The sequence below is a fragment of the Brevibacterium casei CIP 102111 genome (assembly GCF_900169275.1).
GTDB classification, from domain to species: Bacteria; Actinomycetota; Actinomycetes; order Actinomycetales; family Brevibacteriaceae; genus Brevibacterium; species Brevibacterium casei.
The window spans coordinates 48,030-68,675 of the sequence record NZ_FXZC01000005.1 but is presented as its reverse complement, the minus strand read 5'-3'; the positions used below and the strand labels follow the sequence as shown (position 1 = coordinate 68,675).

Sequence of the window (20,646 nt, the reverse complement as noted above, 5' to 3'; positions counted from 1 at the left end):
GACAAAAACGCGGTGTGCTAACCGCGTTTTTGTCGGTTCACCGCGTCGGTGCCAAGAGGCCCGCCCGCGGCCCGCCGCTCTCACTCGACGGTGAAGTCGCGGTCGTGGAGGCCCGTCGCACTGCCGGGGATCGCGGGCCTGCGGTCGGAGATCTGCACGGTGCCGTCCTTGTCGATGGCCCGCACGGTCACCGTGTGGCTGCCGGGTGCGACGTCGGTGAAGACGTGCCGCCACTGCCGCCACGTGTCGACGCTCAGCTCTTCGCTCAGCTCGGCCGTCTGCCAATCGCCGTTGTCGAGACGCACCTGCACCTGCCCGATCCCGGTGTGCTGGGCCCAGGCCATGCCCGCGGTGACGACCTGCCCGTTGCCCGCCGGCACCCGGGCACCGGCGCGCGGCACGTCGACCCGGGAGGCGACGAGCACGGGCCCGTGCGTCGACCAGCCCCGGGTCGTCCAGTACGCCTGCTTGTCGGCGAACCGGGTGACCTCGAGACTCGTCACCCACTTCGTCGCCGAGACGAACCCGTAGAGGCCGGGGACGACGAGGCGCGCGGGATACCCGTGGTCGCGGGGCAGCGGCTTTCCGTTCATCCCCACGGTGAGCAGCGCCGCGCGGTCGTCGGTGAGCAACTCGAGCGGCGTCGAGGCGGTGAAGCCGTCGTCGGAGCCCGAGAGCACCATGTCCGCCCCCTGCTTCGGCCGGGCCCGGGCGAGGAGTTCGCGCACCGGATAGCCGAGCCACTTCGCGTTGCCGACGAGGTCCCCGCCGACCTCGTTCGACACACAGGTGAGCGTGACGTAGTGCTCCTCGAGGGGCAGCGCGAGCAGTTCCTCCATCGTCAGCGTCACCTCCCGCTCGACCATTCCGTGGATCCGCAGCGACCACGTCGCCGCGTCGACGGCGGGTGGGACGAGCGCAGTGTCGATCCGGTAGAAGTCCGCGTTGGGTGTGACGATCGGGGCGAGATCGTCGATCTCGAGGTCCGCTCCCGCGGGGATGGGTGGCGCCGAGGCGGCCGGTCGTGGCAGCACCAGGTTCGCCACCGTACCTGCCGCGTTCCGCGCGAGGACCGCTGCGGACTGTCCGGCCGCGATCGCCGCGACCCCGATCGCGCTCAGCCCCGCGGCAATGCCGAGGAACAGCCGCCGGTCGGGACCGTCGGCCGTGTCCGCCTGTTCGACGGCCCCCGAAACCTCGGCTGTGTCCGTACGCTCGACGGTCTCCGCGGGCCCACCGGTCTTCGCGGATGCCGGGACCATGGCGGGAGGCACAGAAACCCGTTCGGTGCGGTGGTCCGCCCTGCCGAGGCGGAGCAACCCGAGATACGTCGCACAGCCGAGACCGATCCCGACGAGCGCAGGCAGCGCGCCGACCAGCGTCCCTCCGGTGGTGAGCTGCAGGACGACCGGCAGGGCTCCGAACCCGATGAGGAGGATGAGGGAGAGGCTGCGATGGTGCGCGCCGAGCCACCCGATGAGACCGCCGAGGAGGACGCCGACGACGGCGATGGTGATGACGAGGGCGAGTTTGTCACCCGTCCCGAAGAGCGCGATGGCCGCTTTGATGAGGGCTGTGGGCACGAGCGGGATGACCGTCTGCCCGAGGACGAGCAGCGGCGCCGAGGTGAGCGAGAGGATCCCGGCGAGGAATTCCGAGGAGCCGAAGTAGGTCAGCGCGGCGACCGCTCCGGCCAGCGCGAAGACGAAGGGTCGGCGATCGGTCATGGCCTACGCCAGTCTCCGGCGCAGGTCCACTGCGGCGTCGAGGAGGCGGCCGAGCAGCTGTTCGCGCGATGCGGAATCGAGCATCTCTGCTCGCCGTCTGCCGGTCTCGATGAGGACGACGACCTGGTCGGCGAGACTCTGGTCTCCGAGATCGGGAACCGCGCGACCATTCGAGCCGATCGCTGAGAACTCGGCGAGCGCCGCGGCGATGGAGTCCCGACGCGACGTCGTCGACTTCTCCCCTGGCGCGGCGAGCTGGGCGGAGGTGAGCCCGATGATGCGCACACGCAGACGGCGGACCTCGGTGTCGAGGTCCGCCGTCTGCGTGTTCATGGCTCAATCATAGGCGCCGCAGGCACTGCGACGCCCCTGCGTCAGTTCCTGAAGTAGGAGATGAGGCGCAGGATCTCGATGTAGAGCCAGACGAGGGTGGTCATGAGGGAGAACGCGCACAGCCACGAGTACTTCTCGGGAATGCGCTGCTTGACGCCCTCTTCGACCATCTGGAAGTCGGCGATGAGGGTCATCGCGGCGAGGATGGTGGCGACGATGCCGATGACGACACCGAGGGGCATGCCGAAGACCTCGATCGACCGGGCACCACCGGTGCCGGTGAACATCGCGAAGCCGAAGTTGATGAGCGAGAAGATCGCGTAGCCGCCGACGGCGATCATCATGAACTTCATCATCTTCGAGCCGTAGCGCACGCCCTTGAACTTGAAGAGGGCGAGCATGACGCCGAAGACGCAGAGTGTCGCGAGCACCGCCTGAAGGACGATGCCGGGGTACCGGGTCTCGAAGAACATCGAGATGCCGCCGAGGAAGACTCCCTGGAACGCGGCGTAGCCGATGATGAGGCCCTTGTTGGGTTCGCGCTTGAACGCGTTGACGAGGCCGAGGACGAGGCCGATGAGCATCGCCGGGAAGGCGAGCACGGGCACGAACCAGCCGAGGACGGCGCCGGCGAGGAGGATGGCGAAGAGGACACCCGTCTTCATCATGACGTCGTCGTAGGTCATCGCCCGGTCGTCGACGGGGCGGCCGGTGTTGCGGTTCTCCGCTGCCGGCTGGTTGAAGAGGTCGTTGAGCTGCTGGTCGGTCATGACGGGCTGCTGGTTGCGTCCCGCCTGGACGCCTTCTCTGATGGTGCGGTCCATCATGGGGTTACTCACGGTCGAGATCCTTTCGATCTGAGTATGCGGGTCGCGCAGACCGGTCGTCGCGCGAATCGAACATCACGCTCAAGTCTAGCCGTCACACCTGGATGGCAACTGTGACCGCAGGGTCGGGCGACAGAGCGTTGTGTGATTGTAACGCTGGGCGATTCGGCCGTATTCCGCGACTTCTCCCTCTGCGGGGGACGTCAGTTCATCTGGTAGTGCATGGCCGCACCGGGTCCCCATGGGAGGCCGGTGAACCACCAGAGGAAGAAGAGCAGGCCCCAGAAGAGGAACATCGTGAACGAGAGCGGGATCGTGAACGACAGGAGCGTGCCGATGCCGGCGTCGCGCTTGTAGCGCTGGATGAAGCCGAGGACGACGACGAAGTACGGCGACATCGGGGAGATGATGTTCGTCGTCGAATCGCCGATCCGGTAGAGGGCCTGCGTCGTCTCCGGGGAGATCGACAGGAGCATGAACATCGGCACGAGGACGGGAGCCATGAGCGTCCACAGACCGGAGCCGGAGGTGAGGAAGAGGGCGCCGAGGGCGACGAGAAGCCAGCCGCCGAGGAGGATGACGAACGTCGAGGTGTCGAGCGAGCCGAAGAAGTCCGCCCCGCGGATCGCGAGGATCTCGCCGAGGCTCGACATCTTGAACAGGGCGAGGAACTGGCTGGCGGCGAAGAAGAGGACGATGACGGGGACGAAGGGCAGCAGGCCCTTGCCCATCATCTCCGGGATCTCGGTGATCTTCGTGATCGAACCGGTCGCGTAGCCGTAGACGATGCCGACGATGAAGAAGCCGAAGCCGATGATCGCGGCGATGCCTGCCATGAGCCCGGATTCGGGTCCGAAGCCGCCTGCCTCGTCGCGGAGGAACGAATCGGCGGGCAGGGCGAGGAAGAAGAGGATCGCGGCGCAGACGACGATGGTGATGACGGCGAAGAGCACACCGCGCTTCTCCTTCGCGTCGAGGGCCATCTTGACATCGAAGGCCTCCGGATCGTCCTCATCGAGGGGGTCGAGCTCCATCGCGTCGGCGCGCTTGGACAGGAGGAGCTCGGTGACCAGGGTGATCGCCCCGGCGACGACGAACATCGAGATGAAGTTGAAGTAGAAGTTCGCGACCGGGCTGACGACGTACTCGGGGTCGATGATCTGCGCCGCCGAGGTGGAGAGACCGCCGAGCACGGTGTCCATGGCATTGACCATCGGGGCCGCGGAGTACCCGCCGGAGGTCGCGGCATACGCGACGATGCAGCCGAGCATCGGGTTGCGGCCCACGGCGCGGAAGGCGAGCCCGCCGAGCGGGATCATGATCATGTACGAGGCGTCGGAGGCGATCGACGAGGCGGTGCCGGCCAGGGCGACGATGAAGGTGATCCACCTCGGCGAGGCGCCGGCGATGGTGCCGCGAAGCATCGCCGGGATGAGCCCGGACTGCTCGGCGACGGCGACGCCGAGGAGGACGATGATGACGAGACCCAGCGGTGGGAAGGTGACGAAGTTCATCACCGCTCCCCCGACGATCTCGCGCAGGGATTCCGTGGTGAAGAGGTTCGTCACGGTCACCGTCTCCCCGGTTGCCGGGTTGACCGCGTTCAGCCCGGTCGCGGAGAAGATCGCGGAGAGGATCATGACGATGACGGCGAGCGAGAGGAAGAGCCAGAACGGGTGCGGGAGCTTGTTGCCGGCCTTCTCGATGACGACGAGGACCTTCATCAGCCAGCTGAGGCGGTCAGGGCTGCCGGCTGCCTTTCCGGTGTCGGCGGTGGTGGTCGACATGGGGTGCTCCTCGGTCGGTCGGCGGTGCTCGGCGCGGGTGCGCACGGTCGGTTACCGTGATCGGCGGCCGGTCGGCCACGTGATCGCGGTCACTGAGAAAGATACCAGCCCACCGACAGCTTCCGTTGTTCCCACCGGGTCTCGCATGGCGGGTGGACGGGGCTGAGACGACGAAGCCGGCCACACCCGTGGTGTGACCGGCTTCGGCCTCGCGCCCCGTCCTTCGGGGGCTGCGGTCAGCGTTCGATGTCGCCGCGGATGAACGCTTCGACCGCCTCGTGGGCGGCATCGTCGTTCTTCTGCTCGGGCGGGGACTTCATGAAGTAGGAGGAGGCGGAGATGAGCGCTCCGCCGATGCCGCGATCGAGGCCGATCTTCGCCGCACGCACTGCGTCGATGATGACGCCTGCCGAGTTCGGCGAATCCCACACCTCGAGCTTGTACTCGAGCGAGACGGGGGCATCGCCGAAGTTGCGGCCCTCGAGGCGGACGAACGCCCACTTGCGGTCGTCGAGCCATTCGACGTAGTCGCTCGGTCCGATGTGGACGTCGCGGGCTGAGAGCTCGGCGCCGGTGTTCGAGGTCACGGCCTGGGTCTTCGAGATCTTCTTCGACTCGAGGCGCTGGCGCTCGAGCATGTTCTTGAAGTCCATGTTGCCGCCGACGTTGAGCTGGTAGGTGCGGTCGAGGACGACGCCCCGGTCCTCGAAGAGCTTCGCCATCACCCGGTGGGTGATCGTCGCACCGATCTGGGACTTGATGTCATCGCCGACGATGGGCACGCCCGCGGCCTGGAACTTCTCGTCCCACTCCTTCGTCCCGGCGATGAAGACGGGGAGAGCGTTGACGAAGGCGACCTTCGCGTCGATCGCGGCCTGCGCGTAGTACTCGGTGGCCTCCTGCGAACCGACGGGCAGGTAGCAGACGAGGACGTCGGCCTCTGCGTCACGCAGCGCCTGCGCCACGTCGACGGGCTCGGAGTCGGATTCGACGATGGTCTCACGGTAGTACTGGCCGAGACCGTCGAGGGTGGGACCACGCTGGACGGACACACCGGTCGGGGGAACCTCGGCGAGGGTGATGGTGTTGTTCTCACTGGCCGTGATCGCCTCAGCGATGTCGGCGCCGACCTTCTTGCCGTCGACGTCGAAGGCCGCGACGAATTCGATGTCACCGACGTGATAGTCCCCGAATTCCACGTGCATGAGCCCGGGCACCTTCGTCCCCGGGGCCGCATCGCGGTAGTACTCCACACCCTGGATCAGGGACGAGGCACAGTTGCCGAGACCGGCAATGGCGACTCGAATCTTCTTCGTTCCCACGAATTCTCCTTCAGTCCTCTCGGGTCTCCCCGGGTGCCGGGTGAGCCCGGCGGTGTCCGCGTGCGCGCGGACTCGATTGTCAATCTTAGTGACTTCGTCAAAACCGCGGAGTCGGCGTCCGCGGTCCTCGATCAGCTGACGACGAGCGGTTCGAGGACGAGGTCGGGATGGTTCTTCTCCACGCCCTGGAGGCGCCAGCGATCGGAGAACAGGGCGAGGAGTTCGCCGTCGGAGCGGCTGAGCACCTCGACGTTGCGTTCGCGGGCGAGCGTCGGCACGCATTCGGGTGTCGTGCGCCGGGCGAGGGAGAAGTTGAGTCGTTCGAGCGAACAGGGGGCGTTGAACTCGTTCGTCATCCGGTCCTCGGCGACTTCGAACTGCATCGGTCCGACCGCGCCGAGCACGGGTGCCTGGTCACCGCGCAGGTCCGAGCGCAGAACCTGGATGACGCCTTCGTGGTCGAGCTGTTCGATGCCGCGGCGGAACTGCTTGTACTTCGAGGAGTCCTTCGCGCGGATGACCATGAAGTGCTCGGGCGAGAACGTCGGGATCCCGGGGAACTCGACCTTCTTGTCCAGGTAGAGGGAGTCGCCGACGCGCAGGGCGCTCGCGTTGACGAGGCCGACGACATCACCGGGGAAGGCTTCGTCGACGACGTCGCGGTCGCGGCCGAAGACCTGCTGGGCGTACTTCGTCGCGAACGGCTTGCCCGTGGCCGAATGGGTGAGCACGCTGCCGCGTTCGAACACACCGGAGCACACGCGGATGTAGGCGAGGCGGTCACGGTGGTTCGAATCCATGCCGGCTTGGACCTTGAAGACGAATCCGGAGAACGGGGCGGCGACGTCGCGCGGGGCGCTCTCCTTGTCCTCGCGCGCCTCGGCGGCGGGGGCGAGGTCGACAAGGGTGTCGAGCAGCTTGTGGATGCCGAAGTTGAGCACCGCCGAGGCGAACATCACCGGGGTCGACTTCCCCGCGAGGAACGTCTCCTGGTCGTGGTTCTGATCCTCCATGTCGAGGAGCTCGGATTCGTCGACGGCCGTCGTCCACGCCTCGCCCTCGAGCTCGGCTGCGGCCTCGGGGGCGAAGGTCTCCTCGCCGGCGATCGTCGCGCCGCCGTCGGTGCGGGTGTACTTCGTGTACTCGCCGGTGATCCGGTCGAGGACGCCGCGGAAGTCACCGGACTGGCCGACGGGCCACGTGATCGGGGTGGGAAGGAGGCCGGTGCGCTGCTGGACCTCGTCCATGAGGGCGAGCGCATCGAGTCCGGGACGGTCCCACTTGTTGACGACGGTGATGATCGGGATGTTCCGGTGGGCGCAGACTTCGAAGAGCTTCATCGTCTGCGACTCGAGGCCTTTGGCGGCGTCGATGAGCATGACGGCGCAGTCGACAGCGGAGAGCACACGGTAGGTGTCCTCGGAGAAGTCGGCGTGGCCGGGGGTGTCGACGAGGTTGAAGACGGCATCGCGGTACTCGAACTGGAGGGCCGCCGAGGAGATCGAGATCCCGCGGTCCTGCTCCATCTGCATCCAGTCGGAGACGGTGGCGCGGCGGCCGGCCTTTCCGTGGGTGGCGCCGGCCTGACCGATCGCCCGCGCGTGGAGGGCGAGCGCCTCGGTGGTCGTCGATTTGCCCGCGTCGGGGTGGGAGATGACGGCGAACGTGCGGCGGCGTGCCGCCTGCGTCCGGATCTCTTTGTCGGAATATCGGCCAGAAGTCACCAAAATATCCTACCGCCGATCGCCCGCCGAGTCCCTGTCCGATCAGTCACAGTGGCGCCGAGGCAGCGGTGGCGTCGTTGAAGCTCACCGCGGAAGCTCGGATGCTCGGTCTGCTTCCAGCGAGTTGCCGAACTGGGTGTCTATGCTGAGTGTCGATGACTGAGGAATACGTTGACTACGCCGGCCGGTCGGAACCGAAGGAGCGGTGGCTCAAAGCCCTGCCGCTCATCATCGCAGGGGTCCTCGGAGTGCCGCTGCTCGGCATGGCGATCCTCTTCTCCCTGTCGATCGCCCAGATCACGAAGTACGTCTTCGACCTCGGGACATCGGGATGGGAGGCTGCCGGACTCGTCCTGCTCAGCCTCTCCGGCGCATTCTGCGTCATCGTTTACCTCGTCTGCCTCTTCGTCGGTTCGCGGCGACGGACGTGGCGGTGGCGCATCTGGTGGGCGGCGGGCGCCTTGGTCTCCGCCGGTGCCCTCCCCCTCTGGTGGCTCTTCGGCGGGTTCTTCGACGGTGCCTCACTCTAGAACGTCCTTCCCGGAGCTTCGCCCCCGCCCCGCAGTGACCTAGAGCTGGGCGAGGGCCTTCGCGATCCGCTTCTCCGAGACCGGGTGCGTGGTGCCGAGCGCGTTCGCATAGAGGCTGACTCTCAGCTCCTCGAGCTGGACGAGGACGTCGCGCCAGGGGCTCGGCACAGAGACGAGCCACCGGTCCCACGCCGCCTGTCCCAGTCCGGGGAAGCGGTTGGCGATCTTCTTCGCCACCGCCTCGGCGCTCCCGGTGACCCGATCCATGAGCTGACGGTCACGCATCGGCGAATCGACCATCGCCCCGATCCGCACCTTCTCCGCCTCCACCCACTTCGGCAGTGCTGCCACCATCTGCGGGGTCATCGCCGCGATCGCCGCCGCACTCACCCGCGAAGCCGCCCACGCTTGGACGTCGGCGAGGTTGGACAGGATCGCCAGCGACGAGGAGTTCGAGACGAGTCTGTCCAACTCCGTCGCTCGCCTCAGCGCCGTGATGAGGGAGGGCAGGAGCTTCGTCGTCGCTTCGATGAGCTGCGCATTCACCGCCGTCTCGACCCGAGCGAACTCCGCCTCGTCGCCGACCCACGCGGACTCCGCCGGCCCGATCTCGGATTCGACGATTCCGCGCACCCCTGATCGGACGAGGGCGGTGAGCAGTTCGTCCGAGCGCTTCTGATGCCCGGCGAGGACGAGCTTCTCCTCCGTCGTCAGGCCGTCCTGCAGGTACTTCAGCGTCTCTCCTGTGCGTCGGGCGAGCAGCGTGATGACCGCTTCCCTGCTCGCGATCCGCGCCTGCAGGACCGTGTCGAAGGCGACAAGGTCGACGCTGTCTCCGCGGTCGGTCAGTCCGGGCACGACCCCCGCCTCGGCGGCATCAGGATCGGGCAGGTCGCCGACGCTCCACCCTGTCAGTCCCCGCTTCTCCGCGAACGGCGACGCCTTGGCTCGGGCCTTCCTCACAGCCGGTTTCGCCTGCGTCGTCAGGGCGCTGAGGTCGTCGCCGAGCCCGACGGTCGTCGTCCCGTCGACGAGGCGGAAGCGGATGCGCAGATGGGCGGGGATCCGGTCGCGGTCGAAGTCATCGGCACTCACGGTGATCGGGACGAGGTCCTGCAGCCCTCCCCCGCCGGCGCGTTCGCTCAGATGCGCGGCGAGGACCTCGGGCAGGCTGCCCTGATACGGCGTGAGCGAGGGCAGGATGTCGCGGGCGACGTCGGGCGCGGGCACGAAGTAGCGCCGCTTGGCCTTCGGCAGCGACCGGATGTAGGCGGCGACGAGCTCTTCGCGCAGCCCCGGAACCTGCCAGCTGAACTCGTCGGGGTCGACGACGGGCACAGCGCTCGCCGGGATCTCGACGGTCACCCCGTCCTCGCTCGAGCCGGGATCGAACGAGTACCGCAGCTTCGCCGTCGTCCCGTCCGCGAGCTCCCATTCCATCGGGTAGTCCTCGGCCACCGAAGCGGTCAGCGATTCGCTGTCGTCGCTGAGCAGCACCGAGGTCGTGAGGTCGAGCAGGTGCGCATCGCGGCGCTTCTGACCCTTCCACCACGACCGGAAGTCCGCCGCCGAGGTGATCGTGGCGGGAATGCGCTCATCGAAGAACTCGAAGAGGGCATCGTCCTGGTCGAGCACACGACGGTTGCGGGTGCGCGACGCGAGCTCCTCGGCCTCCTCGATGACGGCCGCGTTGTGGTCTTCGAACCCGAACCTCTCGCGCCAGTCGCCGTCGATGAGTCCCTTGCGGATGACCATGTCCCTCGCCGCTGCGGCGTCGATCGTCCCGTACCCGACCCGACGGTCGCTGATGAGCGTGACCCCGTAGAGCGCGATCTTCTCGTAGACCATCGCCGATCCGGCCTTCGTCGACCAGTGCGGGTCCGAGTGCTGACGGCTCACGAGGTCCCCGGCGGCCTCGACGACCCAATCGGGTTCGATCGCGGCGACCGTGCGCGCCCATAGGCGGGAGGTCTCGACGAGTTCGGCGGCCATGACGAAGTCCGGGTTGACCTTGAACAGGCCCGATCCGGGGAAGATCGCGAACCGCGTGCCGCGTGCCCCCTGGTAGTCCCCCAGCCGTTCCGACCGGGACCCGATCATCGAGAGCAGACCTGTGAGGAGAGCGCGGTGAATGGCCACGGCCGTCGGGTCGAGCTTCATCGCCGCGGCATCGGCACCGCGTCCGGCCTCGACCCCGCCGCTGGCCTTCTTCGCCTGCTTCTTCGCCGCCGTGAGCTCGGCGAACCCGATCTTTCCCTGCGCTGTCCGGGCGGTCGATCCCTGCCTCGCCGAGGCGGTCCCTCCCCGGTGTCCGCGCGTGTCCTCGGTCTCCCGGCCTCCGCCTCGGCGGGAGCCTGCGGGGATGTCCCCGTCGGAGTCGGCTCCGTCGGCACGCCGGCCCCCACCGGCACGACTGTCGTCGGCTGCGTGCTGGCGCCAGCTCGGACGCTCGACGCGGATGCCAGCCGAACCGAGCAGCGAACGGAGCTGACCGACGAGGTCCTGCCATTCGCGGATGCGGACGAAGTTGAGGAACTCGGCCTTGCACTGACGGCGGAACTTCGACGACGACATCGCCGCCTGCGAGTCCTCGAGGTAGTTCCACAGGTTGAGGTAGGAGAGGAAGTCGCTGCCGCGGTGGACGAAACGGGCGTGCTTCTCATCGGCGGCAGCCCGCACCTCGGCGGGACGTTCACGCGGATCCTGGATGGAGAGAGCCGCGACGATGACGAGGACCTCTCCCCCGACACCCGCCTCGGCGCCGGCGATGACCATGCGTGCGAGCCTCGGGTCGATGGGCAGGACCGAGAGCTTCCGGCCGGTGGGGGTGACCCTGATCGTGCCCGACTTCTCGGCCTCGAGGGCACCGAGTTCGGTGAGCAGTGTGCGCCCGTCGCGGACGGCTTTGGCATCGGGCGGAGTGAGGAACGGGAAGCCGAGGATCTCCTCGTCGCTCGAGGCGAATCCGAGGTCGGCCATCTGGAGGATGACGCTGGCGAGGTTGGTGCGCAGGATCTCCGGGTCGGTGAACTCGGGGCGGGATGCGAAGTCGGCCTCCGAGTACAGGCGGATGCAGATGCCCTCGCTCGTTCTGCCCGACCGTCCCTTGCGCTGGTTCGCGCTCGCCTGCGAGATCCGCTCGATCGGCAGCCGCTGCACGCGGGTGCGGTTCGAATACCGGGAGATCCGGGCGGTGCCGACGTCGATGACGTACTTGATGCCGGGCACGGTCAGGGAGGTCTCGGCGACGTTCGTGGCGAGCACGATGCGCGGCCTGGTGTGCGGCTTGAACACCTTCTGCTGCTCGCCGGCGGAGAGACGGGCGAAGAGCGGGATGACCTCCCAGTCGCGCAGTCGCTGCGATTTCCGCAGGTGCGCCTCGAGGGCGTCGGCAGTGTCGCGGATCTCCCGTTCCCCGGAGAGGAAGACGAGGATGTCACCGGGATCCTCAGCGCTGAGCTCGTCGACGGCTGAGATGATGCCCTCGATCTGGTCCTCGGCCCCGGCCTCATAGTCCCCGGATTCGCCGGGACCGTCGACGTCGTCGTCGGCGGTCTCGTCGGTCAGGGGCCGGTAGCGGACCTCGACGGGGTAGGTCCGGCCTTCGACTTCGATGATCGGGGCATCGTCGAAGTGGGCGGCGAAGGACTCGGGGTCGATCGTCGCCGAGGTGATGATGATCTTGAGGTCGGGCCGCTTCCTCCGCACCTCCTTGAGGTAGCCGAGGAGGAAGTCGATGTTGAGGCTGCGTTCGTGCGCCTCGTCGATGATGATGACCTCATAGTCGCGCAGGAGCTTGTCCCGCGAGAGCTCGGAGAGGAGGATGCCGTCGGTCATCACCTTGACGCGGGTCTCGTCGGCGACCTGCGCCGTGAAGCGGACCTGATAGCCGACCGTGCCGCCGAGGTCTTCGCCGAGTTCGTCGGCGATGCGCTCGGCGACGGTGCGTGCGGCGATCCGCCGCGGCTGCGTGTGGCCGATCATCCCCTCGACGCCGAGACCGAGCTCGAGGCAGATCTTCGGCAGCTGCGTCGTCTTGCCCGAACCGGTCTCACCGGCGATGATGACGACCTGGTTGTCGCGGATCGCCTCGGCGATCTCGTCCTTGGCCGCACTGACGGGCAGCTCCGGCGGGTAGGTGACGGTGACGGGGTGCGCCGCGCGGGCCTCGCGCAGGCGGGCGCGGCGCTCACGGTGCTCAGCGCCGGTGCGCCCCCGTCCGCGGCCGCTCTTCTTCGGCCCGCCGCGGCGTGGTCGACCTCTGCCCTGTCCCTGCTGCGCGTTCCGCGCTTCGGTGTCTCGTGTGTGCTGCTCGGCCCCTGCCGGGTTCTCTTCTGCCATGTCATCTCCCAGCTTAGCGGCAGACCTCCGCGCTCGAACCGGGGCACCGAAGCGCCGTCAGAGCCTCTGGTTGCCTGCGGCGTCGGTGGTGAGCGCCGAGGCGGCTGGGCGTTCTCGGATGAGATCGGCTACCGGTGCCGTCAGTCTCAGCTCCACAGAGGTGAGAGTGCGTCGATGAGCTGCTGGATGCCGAGGATGAGGAAGAGCAGGGCCGTGATGCCGAGGGCGAGGTTCGTGTGCCACTTGTTCGCCCATTCCTTGGGCACCCGCCTGCCGTTGAGCAGCCCGAGGAGGGTGAGAGCGAGGAAGGGCATGAACAGCGCGCCGAGCACCCCGTAGGCGAGGATGAGCCCGATCGGCTTGCCGAGGAGGAAGAGGAGCATCGGCGGGAACGTCAGCCACAGGAGGTAGAACTTGAAGTACCTGCCCCCGGTGAGGGTGTCGGGGTGACCGGCCGGCTTCTTGCGCATGTGCCCCCAGAAGTCGGCGAACATGAGCGAGACGCCGTTCCACACACCGATGATCGAGGAGAACGAGGCAGCCCAGAATCCGATGAGGAATCCGACGCCGACGACGTCGCCGTAGCGGGCCTTGAGGACATCGGTGAGGTCGAGGAGCCCTTCGTCCCCGGCCGAGAGCGAGACGCCCGCCGCCCGGACCACCTCGGCACCGACGATGAGCATCGCGATGACGAAGATGCCGGTCATGACATAGGCCATCGTGTTGTCGATGCGCATCACCCGCATCCACTTCGGCGTGATCCATCCCTTCTCCCGCAGCCAGTATCCGTAGGCGGCCAGAGTGATCGTGCCGCCGACGCCGCCGGCGAGCGCGAGCGTGTAGACGACTCCCCCGTCGGGGATGAGCGGGATGAGTCCTCTGAGGAGTTCGGGGATGTTCGGGGCGGCGATGATCGCCAGTCCGACGACGGTGACGAACATGATGCCCACGAGCACCGCGGTGATCCGCTCGAAGACCGTGTACCTGCCCAGCCACACCATAGTGAAGCCGGCGAGTCCCATGACGATCGCCCACACCGTCAGCGGCACCATGGGGAAGAGCGCGGCCAAGGGCAGGGCGGCCGAGCTCATCGCGGTCGCCCCGTAGACGAAGCCCCAGATGATGATGTAGGGCCCGAAGTACCACGTCGTCCACCGACCGAGGCTCCGCCAGCCCTCGAAGATCGTCTTGCCCGTCGCCAGGGTGTAGCGGCCCGCGCCCTCGACGAGGACGATCTTGAGGATGACGCCGACGATGACGGCCCAGAGGAGCGCGTACCCGAAGCGGCTGCCGGCGACGAGCGTGGCGACCATATCCGCGGCGCCGACACCGGTGGCGGCGACGACGAGTCCGGGACCGATGATCTTCCATTTCGGTTTGCCCTCGGCCTCGCCGAGGCGATCGGCGCCGGAATCCCCACCGGTCGTGGGAGGCTGGCTCGCTCCGTCAGTCATGCGTCTCCTTCGTCGACATCGACCCACACGGGTCTGGAGACATGCTACGACAGGGTGTGTCGCCCACCACACGGCACCCCGGATTGCGGACAGCGCAGGGCGGCGGGGTCCTTGGGACCGGCACGGGACGAAGGGCACGGGCCGGGCGGGAAACGTCAGAACAGGGTGGGCTGAGGCAACCTCCTCTCCCGCTCCGGCTGCGGGGACGGTCGCCTCGGCGGGGCGGCTGCGGCCTCGAGTTCGATCCACCGGCAGATGACGGCGACGACGTCGGCCTGCTCCGCCTCGGTGAGGGCATGTCCGGCGGCGATGCCGTGGCTGTTCTGCAGGCACGTGCGACAGCACGTCCCCGTCGCATGCTGGGCGAGGAAGACCGGGTGTCCCTTCCACGGTGTCTGCTTGCCGTCCTTCGGCGGGTGGGCCGGCGCCAGACGGGTGGCGATGAAGTCCTCGGCGTGCGCTCGCACGGTCTCCGGTGCCCGGTCGAGGACATAGTCGAGCTCGGCCCCGCGGAGGTGGAAGCGCGATCGGAACGGCGCCCGGGTGATGCGCCTGATCCGCTGGTCCAGCTGGTGATCGTCCATGATGGTGCCACCGTATCCGGCGGCCCTGACACAGCCTTCGCCCCGAGCCTGCGCCGCCGATGTCCCGTCGCCGCACCACGCTCATCCCGGACGTCGACCCCGGTCGGCGAGCCTGCGCGTGTATCCTCGGAACGTGGAATCCGATGATGCACGCGGCCGACTCGCCCGTCGGATGTTTCCCGACGGGGAGGATCCCGACCCCCGCTTCACCCTGGCGAACGAACGCACGTTCCTGTCCTGGATCCGCACGGCGCTGGCCTTCATCGGCGGCGGCATCGCCGTCGAGGCCTTCACCGGGGAGATCTTCTCCCCGGGCCTGCGGGCGACGCTGTCGATCGTGCTCATGGCCATCGGCTTCGTCCTCGCCGCCGGAGCGGCGTTCCGGTGGTACCGGATCGAAGCGGCGATGCGCCGCAAGCAGTCGCTGCCGCTGCCGCTCATCATCCCCATCGTCAGCCTCGCCTCGGCACTGGGAGCGGGACTGCTCGTCCTCGTCTTCGCCGGAGTGCTGTGAGCGCGCCCAGGCTGGCCCCGCACGAGGACCCCGGCCTGCAGCCGGAGCGCACGACCCAGTCGTGGCTGCGCACGAGTCTGACGATGACGGTCGTCAGCCTCCTCTTCATCCGCTGGATCACCCTCTTCCCCGTCCTCTCCGTCGCCGTCTTCGTCGTCTGCATCGGACTCGCGGCCGCGGTGATCTCCCTCCAGGTCCATCGGTACCGGGCCGGGTCAGGATCCATCCGCGACGAGCGCGGCAGGCCGAGTCCGTGGCCGATCCTCGGCCTGACCACCTCGGTGTGCCTCATCGCCGGCCTCGGCATCGCCTCGGTGATCCGACTCACCGTCGGCTGAGTCCTTCCGGAGGCTGAGCGGCGAATCGACGTTCCTCGTCGTGAGACCGCGTGACCGCGGGGCCGACGGCGTCTCTAGACTGGAGGGCATGAAGGACGCACACGAAGTCTCCACCGCCCCGCTCGTCGCCCTCGGCCTCGTCGGCGGGTTCCTCACCGCTCGCGAAACCGGCATCCGGCCCCTCGGCGGCGTCGTGCTCGCCGCTGCCGGCGCCTACGCCGCCCGCACGTGGTACGCCAAGCGTGGGTGGCCGACCGCGACCGCACTCGGCCTGGGCTACCTCGGCGGCTTCGGGCTCTCCCACCCGCTGGCGAAGAAGATCGGCGCCTGGCCTGCGGTGCTCACGGTCACTGCCGCCTCCGCAGGAGCGGCCCACCTCGCCGTCGACGCCCGCGGCGAGACCGCCTGACCCGCCCCTGCCCGTCCGCCGAGGCCCCAGGAAGCGAGGACCACCGGTAAGCCATGCTGGCCGTATTCGAAGGATTCGCCGTCATCGCCGGGGTCATCCTCGTCGGGTTCCTGCTGGGACGCTCCGGGGTGCTCGGCCCCACCGGTCAGCAGGTCATCGCGAAGCTCGTCTTCTATGCGGGCACCCCGACACTCCTCTACGTCACGGTCTCCCAGACCGACCTCGGGCTCATCTTCAACTCGGCCCTCCTCGCCACGGGCGGGTCCTCGCTTATCGCCGGCTTCGTCCTCTTCGCCCTCACCCGCTGGATCAGGAAGCGCAGCACAGGCGAGGCGATGTTCTCCGCATGGGCGGTCAGCTACGTCAACATCGGCAATCTCGGCATCCCCATCGCCGCCTACGTCCTCCACGACGTCGGCTATGTCGCTCCGGTCCTGCTCTTCCAACTCATCATCCTCGCCCCCATCGGCATGGCCGTGCTCGACGCGGCGGGGAAGAAGAAGCACGACACACACTGGTACTCGACGATCCTCCAGGTGCTCAAGAATCCGATCCTCCTCGGTGCCGCGGCCGGGGTGGCAGCCTCGGCGACCGGCTTCGAACTCCCCCGCTTCGTCTTCGAACCCATCGACATGATCGGGGCGACCGCGGTGCCCGGTGCCCTGCTCGCCTTCGGGATCTCCCTCAAGGACGGCTGGGCGCTGCCGGTGAGGGGGACGCGCTCACAGCTGAGCTACATCACCGTCGGCAAGCTCGTTCTCCAACCGCTCGTCGCATGGGTCATCGGCGGTCCCCTGCTCGGCTACTCGGGCATCGACCTCTTCGCTATCATCGTCACCTCGAGTCTGCCGACGGCGCAGAACGTCTACATCTACTCGATGCAGTACCGGCAGTCCGAGGCGCTCATGCGCGACGCCGTCTTCATCACGACCGTCCTCGCGGTGCCCACCCTCGTCATCGTCGCCGCGCTGTTCGGATGACGCGCCCCTGACGGTGAGCAGACTGGGACCGGGCTCCCCCACCGGCGGACCTGCCGCCTCGGCGATCTCCGGCTTCAGGGCGTGTCCTCCCGGGCTCTCCGGCACCCGTCGCTGACAATGGGAACGTGGCTGGAGACGAGAAGAACGAGACCGATGACCTTCTGAGCAGGCGAATGAGCTCGGGGTCGCACAGTGCTGCCGAGACACCGTCGAAGGCACCGCTGACGGCAGCGAACGACCCGTCGACCGACACCGAGGCGTTCGATCCGATCACGGACCCGATCCGCAAGGACGAACCCCGGCCCTCGACGGGACCGGTTCGGGTCACCCCCGCCCATTCCACCGCCCCCCAGGACACCGCACGGACCCGGGAGGTCCCAGCGCACCAGGCGGACACCTCGGCGGCGCCCGCCGCGACGTCGAACACGGCCGCGACGACCGGCTCCCGGTCCTCGGTGATGAGCGATGCCGACTGGGCGGCGGTGACGAAGGCGGCGACCTCGCGCGACACCCATGAACCCGAGTTCCCGGAGCGGCGGAGGAACCCGCTCGAGATCATCGGCACGATCTGGATCGCCCTCTCGGTGCCCTTCATCCTCCTCGCCCTGGCCGTGCGGACGATCGCCTCGGGGATGTTCCTCAAGTTCGAGTACTTCCGCCCCGGCTTCCCCGCCGACCAGTTCGGGTTCGGCCAGGCCGATCGCGAGCACTACGCGACGTACGTCATCGACTACCTCCACAACCTCGACTCCCGGCGCTACCTCGCCGATGTCATCCTGCCCACCGGAGAACCGGTCTTCATCTCCGACGAGCTCAACCACATGGCCGATGTCAAAGGGCTCATCTCTCTGCTCTACCTCATCGCGATCGTCGCCTTCATCGGCACCGTGCTCTTCTCGCTCTACCTCTCGCGCAAGGGCGGCATGGGGATGCGCTTCGGCTTCCGGCTCGGCGCGATCTTCAGCATCATCGCCATGGCCGGCATCGCAGTCGTCGCACTGCTGGGCTGGGAGAGCTTCTTCCGCGGCTTCCACCGCATCTTCTTCGCCGACGGCACGTGGGAGTTCTACGCCGACGATTCACTCATCCGGCTCTTCCCGCCGCAGTTCTGGGTCGATGCGGGCATCGGCGCCGGAGCGATATTCCTGCTGCTCGCCATCATCGTCTTCCTCTTCAGCTTCGCCGGTCACAAGAAGCGCCGCGCCGCCCGCAGGGCTCAGCGCGAAGCGGCCGACGCGATCTGATTCCACACCGTGCGCTCGCACGGTCTCCCACGGCGCGTGAGCGCCCCCACGGTTCCGGCCGGGTGGTCTTTCCCCTTCCACCCGGCCGCATCGCTGTCATCACCGGCTCCACGGTCAACCTCGGCGGAGGGGAGCCGGCGGCGCAGTCACCGTCCGGTCGGCCTTGCGCCCACGCCTTGTCGAGACTACCGTTGAAAGCAAGGCACCATGCCGTATCGGAAGCACCCGACGAAGGAGCCGACAATGGCGGACCAGCTGACCTTCCAGAATCCCGTGACCCGCTACCCGGTCATCAGCCCACCCGAGCAGGACCAGCCGGAACCCGGCCTGGACCGCGACCTCGAACCCCAGACCGACCGCGGAGAGGACTCATACCGCGGCACCGGCAGGCTGACTGGGCGCAAGGCGCTCATCACCGGCGGCGACTCGGGAATCGGCGCCGCCGTGGCCATCGCCTTCGCCCGGGAGGGCGCCGATGTCGCCCTCAACTACTTCCCCGAGGAGCAGCCCGACGCCGAGGCGGTGAAGACGGTCATCGAGGCGACCGGGCAGAGCGTCCACCTCCTCCCCGGCGACCTCAGCGACGCCCAGTTCTGCCGCGAACTCGTCGAGTCCGCAGCCAGCGCCCTCGGCGGGCTCGACGCCGTGGTCAACAATGCCGGACGCCAGATCTCCGTCGAGGACATCGCCGACCTCAGCGATGAGCAGTGGGACGCGACCTATCAGACGAACATCGCGGCGATCTTCCGCATCTCCAAGGCAGCGATCCCGCTGCTGCCTGCCGGGTCGACGATCGTCAACACGACTTCGGTCCAGGCCTACAGCCCCTCGGCCCATCTCATCGACTACGCCTCGACGAAGGCGGCGATCAACAACTTCACCAAGGGCCTCGCCCAGCAGCTGGCCCCGCAGGGCATCCGCGTCAACGCGGTCGCCCCGGGCCCGTTCTGGACTCCGCTCCAGGTCTCCGACGGCCAGCCCAAGGAGGCGCTGCCGGAGTTCGGGAAGTCGACGCCGATCGGACGGGCCGGACAGCCCACCGAGGTGGCCCCCGCTTACGTCTTCCTCACCTCGCCCGAATCGAGCTACGTCATCGGTGAGACGCTCAACGTCAACGGCGGCGAGCCCTCGCCGTGACCGCAGCCGGCACCGGCGCACCCGCATCCCACAGACGCCGGGCACCCACGCCCGACGAACCACCACGACGAAGGAGGAGGCAGACATGAGCACCGACGATGAGCACACCACCGACGAGACCGTGCCGGACAAGAGCTCGAAACCGGCCGTGGCAGAGACCACCGCACCGAAGGTCACTGTCGACCGCGACGAGCACTCCGTGGGAGGCAGTGCGTCGAGCAGCGACGGGAAGACCGAGGAGCACGAGGTCGACTCGGAGAAGTTCGGCTCCGAGGACGCAGGTCCGGTCGATGTCGACGCCGTCCTCACGGACGACTCGTCATCTCAGGACGACGGACCCCCGGAGCCTCCGGCCTGAGCGCCCGAGACCCAGCCCTGCCGACCAGCCGCCGATGACGCACCCGTCGTCGGCGGCTGGTCTGTGTCGTCGGCGGCTGGTGTCGTCGATGCTCAGTCGTCGACGGCGTCGCGTCCGCGGCGCACGAGAAGGGGATCCGGGGCGTAGACGACCGAGGTGTCCTTGCCCGCGTAGTCGAACTGGTTGAGGAAGTAGCGCATCGCATTGAGCCTCGCGCGCTTCTTGTCATTGCTCTTGATCGTGATCCACGGAGCGTGGTCGGTGTCGGTGCGCCGGAAGGTCTCCTCCTTCGCGAGCGTGTAGTCGTCCCACCGTCCCAGGGACTCGAGGTCCATCGGCGAGAGCTTCCATCGGCGGACGGGGTCGATCTGTCGGATGGCGAACCGGGTGCGCTGCTCGCGCTGGGTGACGGAGAACCAGAACTTCGTGACGTGGACGTCGGAGTCGATGAGCATCTTCTCGAACACGGGAGCCTGCTCCATGAACGTCTGGTACTCGGATTCCGTGCAGAAGCCCATGACCCGTTCGACATTGGCCCGGTTGTACCACGAACGGTCGAACATGACGATCTCGCCGCTGGTCGGCAGGTGCGAGATGTAGCGCTGGAAGTACCACTGACCGGCCTCCCGGTCCGAGGGCTTGTTGAGTGCCACCACTCTCGCCGCACGCGGGTTGAGGTGCTCGGTGAAACGTTTGATCGTCCCGCCCTTGCCTGCGGCGTCGCGTCCTTCGAAGACGACGACGTGCTTGGCGTCCGTGTCCTGCCCCCAGTACTGGAACTTCAGCAGCTCGACCTGGAGGCGGTACTTCTCGATCTCGTACTCCTCCCGGTCCATGAGGTCCGGGTACGGGTAGCCTTCACGCCAGGTCTCGACGGCGCGTCCGAGCGGATCGATGAGCTGCGGGTCCGGGGTGTGACTGTCGGTGACCGTGTATCCCTCGATGCGCAGCTTGTCGATGTACTCGCGCAGGTTCTCGTTCGGCAGGATGGACACGGTCTCTCCTTCGCTTCGGCGGTGCCTGCACCGGGTGGGGAT

18 protein-coding genes are annotated in these 20,646 nt (G+C 67.8%); 8 read left to right on the top strand and 10 right to left on the bottom strand.

The features are described from left to right. Window positions 1–80 precede the first annotated feature (80 nt). The 6 genes from BC102111_RS12585 to BC102111_RS12560 all read right to left on the bottom strand — a co-directional run bounded on the left by BC102111_RS12585 (window position 81) and on the right by BC102111_RS12560 (window position 7,720). Window positions 81–1,727, bottom strand: coding sequence for a molybdopterin-dependent oxidoreductase (locus BC102111_RS12585; RefSeq protein ID WP_095375627.1), 1,647 nt, complete (start codon window positions 1,725–1,727; stop codon window positions 81–83). Window positions 1,728–1,730: 3 nt separating this feature from the next. Beyond that, window positions 1,731–2,060, bottom strand: a complete 330-nt coding sequence (locus BC102111_RS12580) for a hypothetical protein (RefSeq protein WP_095375626.1) — start codon at window positions 2,058–2,060, stop codon at window positions 1,731–1,733. Window positions 2,061–2,101: 41 nt separating this feature from the next. Next, entirely contained in the window at window positions 2,102–2,887 is a 786-nt protein-coding gene (locus BC102111_RS12575) for a Bax inhibitor-1/YccA family protein (protein WP_095375625.1), read from the bottom strand. Window positions 2,888–3,090: 203 nt separating this feature from the next. Next, window positions 3,091–4,674, bottom strand: a complete 1,584-nt coding sequence (locus BC102111_RS12570) for an AbgT family transporter (protein ID WP_009374565.1) — start codon at window positions 4,672–4,674, stop codon at window positions 3,091–3,093. 236 nt (window positions 4,675–4,910) lie between these two features. Next, window positions 4,911–5,996 (bottom strand): inositol-3-phosphate synthase, encoded by a 1,086-nt coding sequence (locus tag BC102111_RS12565; RefSeq protein ID WP_009374563.1) that lies wholly within the window; start codon window positions 5,994–5,996, stop codon window positions 4,911–4,913. Window positions 5,997–6,127: 131 nt separating this feature from the next. Beyond that, the gene (locus tag BC102111_RS12560; protein ID WP_009374561.1) at window positions 6,128–7,720 is read right to left on the bottom strand and encodes a peptide chain release factor 3; all 1,593 of its coding nucleotides are present in this window, start codon (window positions 7,718–7,720) and stop codon (window positions 6,128–6,130) included. Between the two features lie 155 nt (window positions 7,721–7,875). On the opposite strand from BC102111_RS12560, the gene BC102111_RS12555 reads away from it, so the two are divergent. Next, window positions 7,876–8,250, top strand: coding sequence for a hypothetical protein (locus BC102111_RS12555; RefSeq protein ID WP_101624508.1), 375 nt, complete (start codon window positions 7,876–7,878; stop codon window positions 8,248–8,250). 39 nt (window positions 8,251–8,289) lie between these two features. Here BC102111_RS12555 and hrpA read toward each other — a convergent pair whose 3' ends face one another. The 3 genes from hrpA to BC102111_RS12540 all read right to left on the bottom strand — a co-directional run bounded on the left by hrpA (window position 8,290) and on the right by BC102111_RS12540 (window position 14,629). Continuing rightward, the gene (gene hrpA / locus BC102111_RS12550; protein ID WP_223289789.1) at window positions 8,290–12,591 is read right to left on the bottom strand and encodes an ATP-dependent RNA helicase HrpA; all 4,302 of its coding nucleotides are present in this window, start codon (window positions 12,589–12,591) and stop codon (window positions 8,290–8,292) included. A 146-nt stretch (window positions 12,592–12,737) separates the two neighbouring features. Next, window positions 12,738–14,045 carry an Nramp family divalent metal transporter gene (locus BC102111_RS12545; protein WP_101624507.1) on the bottom strand — a complete coding sequence of 436 codons (1,308 nt, stop codon included), beginning with the start codon at window positions 14,043–14,045 and terminating at the stop codon, window positions 12,738–12,740. 155 nt (window positions 14,046–14,200) lie between these two features. Then, a complete protein-coding gene (locus tag BC102111_RS12540; protein ID WP_101624506.1) occupies window positions 14,201–14,629 on the bottom strand; it encodes a DUF4186 domain-containing protein in 429 nt (142 codons plus the stop codon). Window positions 14,630–14,762: 133 nt separating this feature from the next. Here BC102111_RS12540 and BC102111_RS12535 point away from each other — a divergent pair, with 133 nt between their 5' ends. The 7 genes from BC102111_RS12535 (at window position 14,763) to BC102111_RS12505 (ending at window position 19,609) form a co-directional block, all read left to right on the top strand. Beyond that, window positions 14,763–15,143: a YidH family protein gene (locus BC102111_RS12535; RefSeq protein ID WP_009374545.1), complete on the top strand. Its 381-nt coding sequence runs from the start codon at window positions 14,763–14,765 to the stop codon at window positions 15,141–15,143. Beyond that, entirely contained in the window at window positions 15,140–15,481 is a 342-nt protein-coding gene (locus BC102111_RS12530; protein WP_009374544.1) for a DUF202 domain-containing protein, read from the top strand. The genes BC102111_RS12535 and BC102111_RS12530 overlap by 4 nt, the downstream gene beginning before the upstream one ends. A gap of 88 nt (window positions 15,482–15,569) precedes the next feature. Next, window positions 15,570–15,890: a hypothetical protein gene (locus tag BC102111_RS12525; protein WP_040340898.1), complete on the top strand. Its 321-nt coding sequence runs from the start codon at window positions 15,570–15,572 to the stop codon at window positions 15,888–15,890. Window positions 15,891–15,943: 53 nt separating this feature from the next. Next, a complete protein-coding gene (locus BC102111_RS12520) occupies window positions 15,944–16,870 on the top strand; it encodes an AEC family transporter (RefSeq protein WP_009374541.1) in 927 nt (308 codons plus the stop codon). A 125-nt stretch (window positions 16,871–16,995) separates the two neighbouring features. Further along, window positions 16,996–18,114, top strand: a complete 1,119-nt coding sequence (locus BC102111_RS12515; protein ID WP_223289788.1) for a TIGR01906 family membrane protein — start codon at window positions 16,996–16,998, stop codon at window positions 18,112–18,114. Between the two features lie 243 nt (window positions 18,115–18,357). After that, window positions 18,358–19,251 (top strand): SDR family oxidoreductase, encoded by an 894-nt coding sequence (locus BC102111_RS12510; protein WP_101624504.1) that lies wholly within the window; start codon window positions 18,358–18,360, stop codon window positions 19,249–19,251. Window positions 19,252–19,336: 85 nt separating this feature from the next. Continuing rightward, window positions 19,337–19,609, top strand: coding sequence for a hypothetical protein (locus BC102111_RS12505; RefSeq protein WP_101624503.1), 273 nt, complete (start codon window positions 19,337–19,339; stop codon window positions 19,607–19,609). 92 nt (window positions 19,610–19,701) lie between these two features. Here BC102111_RS12505 and ppk2 read toward each other — a convergent pair whose 3' ends face one another. Further along, a complete protein-coding gene (gene ppk2, locus BC102111_RS12500; RefSeq protein ID WP_009374533.1) occupies window positions 19,702–20,604 on the bottom strand; it encodes a polyphosphate kinase 2 in 903 nt (300 codons plus the stop codon). Window positions 20,605–20,646: the final 42 nt, after the last annotated feature.